This window comes from Mariniflexile sp. (assembly GCF_041583155.1).
GTDB lineage: Bacteria > Bacteroidota > Bacteroidia > Flavobacteriales > Flavobacteriaceae > Mariniflexile.
In genome coordinates this window covers 1-5,288 of the sequence record NZ_JBFHGK010000092.1, presented here as the reverse complement: position 1 = coordinate 5,288, position 5,288 = coordinate 1, and the positions used below count along the sequence as shown (strand labels likewise).

Annotated in this window: 4 protein-coding genes; 2 read left to right on the top strand and 2 right to left on the bottom strand. The window is 33.9% G+C overall.

What is annotated here, in order from left to right; all coding sequences use genetic code 11:
- Both ABYI63_RS17165 and ABYI63_RS17160 read left to right on the top strand, forming a co-directional pair.
- On the top strand, nt 1–1,230 hold a 1,230-nt coding region (locus tag ABYI63_RS17165), incomplete at its 5' end, for an MFS transporter (RefSeq protein ID WP_372758090.1).
- Between the two features lie 11 nt (nt 1,231–1,241).
- On the top strand, nt 1,242–2,279 hold the full coding sequence (locus tag ABYI63_RS17160; RefSeq protein ID WP_372758089.1) for a glycoside hydrolase family 43 protein: 1,038 nt from the start codon (nt 1,242–1,244) through the stop codon (nt 2,277–2,279).
- Between the two features lie 120 nt (nt 2,280–2,399).
- Here ABYI63_RS17160 and ABYI63_RS17155 read toward each other — a convergent pair whose 3' ends face one another.
- On the bottom strand, nt 2,400–3,827 hold the full coding sequence (locus ABYI63_RS17155) for a nucleoside hydrolase-like domain-containing protein (protein ID WP_372758088.1): 1,428 nt from the start codon (nt 3,825–3,827) through the stop codon (nt 2,400–2,402).
- 18 nt (nt 3,828–3,845) lie between these two features.
- Nucleotides 3,846–5,288 (bottom strand): sialate O-acetylesterase (locus ABYI63_RS17150; RefSeq protein ID WP_372758087.1); only part of this gene is annotated, 1,443 nt, incomplete at its 5' end.

Below are 5,288 nucleotides of genomic sequence, written 5' to 3'. Positions count from 1 at the left end.
GCAATTGCCGACAGAACTCACACAAAATGGGGTAAATTTCGCCCTTGGATATTATGGACTGCAATTCCACTTGGCGTTGTTGCTTTATTGGCTTTTAGCACACCACATTTTAGTTATAAAGGAAAAGTTATTTATGCAGTAGTTACCTACACCTTGTTACTAATGTTATATGCTGCCAATAATTTACCTTATTCTGCTTTAAGCGGAGTAATTACAGGTGATATGAGTGAACGTAATAGTATTTCATCGTATCGTTTTGTTGCTGTAATGGTAGCTCAATTTTTTGTACAAGTATTTATGTTACCAATAATTGAAACCGCTGGTGGTGGAGACAAAGCTGTAGGAATTGAAATTGTAATGACTTGGTTGGCAATTATTGGAACAATTATGTTATTAATTACATTTATTACAACCAAAGAACGAATTGTTCCAAAACCAGAACAAAAATCGAGTGTTAAAGAAGATATAGGCGATTTAATAAAAAATAAGCCTTGGATTATAATGCTAACATTAACCACCTTGGTATTTATTACATTAGCTTTAAAAGGCGGTTCTTATGTGTACTATTTTGAAAACTTTGTTGACGAAACAGCACTAACTAAATTTTTACAACCAATACTAAACTTTTTATCAGATATTGGAATGAATTTTTTTGGTGAAAATCCAGTTTCTGCAGGATTTGGATTATTTAATGCTGGTGGAATTACCTTTATGATTGTTGGAATAATGTTTTCTAAAAATCTAGCCGATAAATATGGCAAAAGAGATGTATTTGGAACGTTCCTTTTTTTATCTACGCTTTTCATTATCTTGTTTTATTTCATCCCATCAACATCAATAGGTTTAATTTTCCTTGCTCAAGTTTTTCACGGATTTTTCTACGGAATTACAATTCCACTTTTATGGGCAATGATTGCTGATGTAGCTGATTATTCTGAATGGAAAACAAACCACCGTGCAACTGCTATTATATTTTCAGCAATGATGGTTGGTTTAAAAGGAGGACTAAGCATTGGTAGTGCACTTGTTACTGGTATTTTAGGCAGTTATGGATATAGTGCTCATCTTCCAATACAATCAGACAGTGCTATTTTGGGAACTAAAATGCTTGTAAGTATTTACGCAGCAATTCCTTTTTTAATTGGTACCGGATTGTTGTTTTTCTATGAAATAAATAAAAAAATGGAAGTGCAAATTGAAAAAGATTTGAAAGAAAGAAGAAATAATTAAAATTTTAAATAATGCCAGAAGATACTATTGATCATATTGATTTTAACGAATTAAACAAAAAAGCAATTTCAAAACCATTAATATCTCACATATATACTGCAGATCCATCTGCACATGTTTTTAATGGAAAAATATATATTTACCCTTCACATGATATAGATGCTGGTGAAGCATTTGACGACCTAGGAAGTCATTTTGCTATGGAAGATTACCATGTTATTTCTATGGATTCTATAACCAGTGAAGCTGTAGATAACGGAACAGCATTGCACGTAAATGATGTGCCTTGGGCTGAAAAACAACTATGGGCACCTGATGCTCAAGAAAAAGACGGTAAATACTATTTATTTTTTCCTGCAAAAGCTTATGATGGAATCTTTAAAATTGGCGTAGCAATTAGTTCATCGCCAACAGGTCCGTTTATAGCTCAACCTGAACCTATTAAAGGAAGTTTTTCCATAGATCCTGCCGTTTTTAAAGACGATGATGGTAGCTACTTTATCTATTTTGGTGGTTTATGGGGTGGACAATTACAACGCTGGAGAACAGGTGAATTTAATGCTGCACAACCTGATAGTCCAACTGCTTTTTTACCAGAAAACAATGAGCCTGCTTTATTACCTATTGTTGCAAAACTAACGGATGATTTATTAGAATTTGCTGAAACCCCTAAACAATTAGAAATTTTAGACGAAGAAGGAAATTTATTAGTTGCAGGAGATAATGATCGACGTTTTTTTGAAGCGTCTTGGATGCATAAATACAACGGAAAATATTATTTCTCTTATTCGACTGGTGACACTCATTTTATTTGTTATGCTATTGGAGATAATCCGTACGGACCCTTTACTTACAAAGGTAAAATTTTAGAACCAGTTGTAGGTTGGACAAGTCACCACTCTATTTGTGAAGTAGATAAAAAATGGTATTTATTTTACCATGACTCTTCTTTATCTAAAGGCGTTACGCATTTACGATCTGTAAAAGTAGCAGAAATAACATATAACGAAGATGGAACCATTGTTCCTCTAAAACCTTATTTGGATTAATTAAGTTTGAATTTAGTGAAAAAGGAGTCATAACATTTGTTATTGACTCCTTTTTTTATCTAAACAAGTGGTCTATATCTTTATTTATTAAGTATAATTACAAATTTGTATTGTATTTTTTTATGGAATTACATGTATTAAAATACGTCTGTATCGGGTTAATTGCGGAGTTCCCTTATCAGACACTTTTAATATAATATGAAAGGTTTCCTTTTTATCAACATTTGGAGCCTTAAAATAAGCTCCATACGCGTTTTCAGGAGTAAAAGTTATTTCTGTTTTAAGTGAACTCACTTCTGCATAATGAAACCACAAAAAACTTAAATTATCTCCATCAGGGTCGTATGAGTTACGGGCATCCAACCCAAAACCTTCACCGGATTTTATAGTTATTTCTGAAGGATGACTTAGTACAGCAACCGGAGGATGGTTTGCTTCTTCATACGTTTGTGTGCACCAATCCATACGTGCCGCAAAATCATTTTGAAAGTCGTTTCTCCAGCGCCAAAGTGTTGCCTTATTATCGTTAAAGGACACCGTATCTTTCTTTACAGCTCTTCCATAATCATTCTGTAAATACGGTGTGTAATTATCAATGGCATCCGTCCATATTGCTCTTGTTTCCGGAGCAATTTCAACAGGAGAACCTCCTTTTTTAGTTTTACTAAAATCTGGTTTGTACCATTCGTAACGTCCGCCCCAAGCACCCCATTCAGGGTGTTCAGCAACATTTAAGCCGTTTGGTATAAGTGATAAAAATGCAGGTGTATCTCCTTCAACTCCCCAAGCAACATCTGGATATACAGCACCCAACGGACCGTGATTTTGTTGTATGTTTTCCGCAATCCAACTATTGCTAATCGTTTGGTTGTCTGTTCCTTTTATAAAACTATTTATGGCAATCCAAGTTGCACTTCCATAATCATCACCTGGACTCACAATGTAAAATAAATTAGGAAAATTATTTCTAATCCAAATACCTGAATCATCTTGATCGGAAATGGTATACACTCTCAATTTTTCAATCAATCGTTTTGCTTCTTTTGGTGTTTTTGTTTCTTTAATTTTATGAAGTGATTGCGCCAAGGTATTTACGCCTCCCCAAACAGAAATCCACAATGGGCGTTCATCATCTTCTTCCAATATTTTAATAATCCAATCAGAACCTTCTGAATCCTTTCCTTTTCCAACGCCTTGCATTCCATACACTGACAAGCCTTTTTTAACAAGTGATTTTAACTGCTCCGCTTCAGGATATCCTGACTCGTGTTGTATTAAGTTTGAATGCACTTTCGCATAGGCTTCAATAATTTTTTCTATTGATGTTGGATTAATCTGCGTCTGCATCCAACAAGAAGTCGTTGCCACAATTCCTTTTATATCTATTTGATTTGAATATAAAAACAACCGAACAAAGGACTGTGTATCATCTGGATCGGCTTCTATATCCGATAAAATAATAACCCTATTTTTTTCAACAGTTTGAGCAAAAATAACTTGATGAAATGAAACTATAAAAATGACTATGACTGAAAAAAATACTTTCATAATATATAATATTTTTAATTATTTTTTAATTTGAAACGGACTTACAGGCAAACCTTCTTTTGAAAATAAGTTTGCCTTTGCTGGATTATTTGCCCAAGCATATCTTACTATGGTAGGGTTTTCTATTGCTGCATTCCACACAATTACTTGTTGTCCTTTTATTACTGCGGAAGCTTTAAAAAAGTGAATTCCATCATTAGACACTTCAAAATAAGTTAATGGTTTTCCGTTTTTTGATAGCAATCCAGCAGCTGCATAATCAAATGCTATTTTTACTTTTTTCTTGCTAAATTTATAGCTTTTAGGTATTGGACTTAATGAAACTTTCGTTTCTGCATACCCTAATTTAAAGGCTTCTTGCGCTAATCTTTTACCTACATCTAATTTGTTTAATGGATGAATATCATTCCATTCACCTAAATCTGTAATAACAGCCATCCCAGTATTTGGTACTTTAAGTGTTTCTAATTGCGCTTGTCTTAACAGTGCCCAACCACTTTCTTTTGGTTCTTCAACGGCATCCATATAATTAGCCAATTGCACATATAAAAACGGAAAATCACCTATTCCCCATTTGTTTCTCCAATTATGTATTAAAGCAGGAAATGTAGAAAAATACGTTGCAGCATTTGACGCGTTAGATTCCCCTTGATACCATATAACTCCCTTTATTTTATAATTTAATAAAGGAGCTATCATTTTATTATACAAGCCTGTTGGTTGCCAACGCACAAAAGTTGGACTTTGTAAAGGATTCATTGTTGCGCCTAACTTGTATTTCCAGTTTCCATTTAAATGAATGATGTCATTTTCAACAGCTAAAAAATAAGGCTTATCCAACACAAAACCGCCATTTCCTTGTTCATTTATAACCCTAATTGCTATGGTGTTTTCTCCTTGTTTCAAAACTCCTTTTGGTACACTATATTTTCTTGGTGGATATTGATAACCCGTAGTTCCAACAAAATTTCCATTGACATATACGTGATCTTGATCCACAATTCTACCCAACCACAAACTAGCTTCTTTACCAGCCATAGCGCTAGATACGTTTATTGTTTTCCGAAACCATACCACACCATTAACAGCTCCAATCGATTCATTCTTCCAATAGCCAGGCACACTCATTTCCTTCCAACTTTCATCATTTGTAGTATTCAAAAACCATTCAGTACCAGCTACAAAACCTTGATCCTTTTTATTTAACTCAGCATACCAATCTGCTTGTCTTTTTTGATCACTTTTTTCAATTTCAGCAACATAGATTTCATCTTTAAATTTTTGTAATTCATTATACGATTCAGGGAATTTTTTAAGCACATCTTCACTCATCCAAGATTCCACAGGTGAACCTCCTAACGCGGCGTTAATTAAACCAACGGGTACTTGATACTTATTATACAATTCTTTGGCAAAAAAATAGGCTACACCCGAAAACTCCAAAACATTTGTTGGATTTGC

Excerpts from the sequence above, each read along its gene's own strand:
- ABYI63_RS17160 (WP_372758089.1), top strand. The coding sequence starts at position 1,242 with ATGCCAGAAGATACTATTGATCATATTGATTTTAACGAATTAAACAAA.
- ABYI63_RS17155 (WP_372758088.1), bottom strand. The coding sequence starts at position 3,827 with ATGAAAGTATTTTTTTCAGTCATAGTCATTTTTATAGTTTCATTTCAT.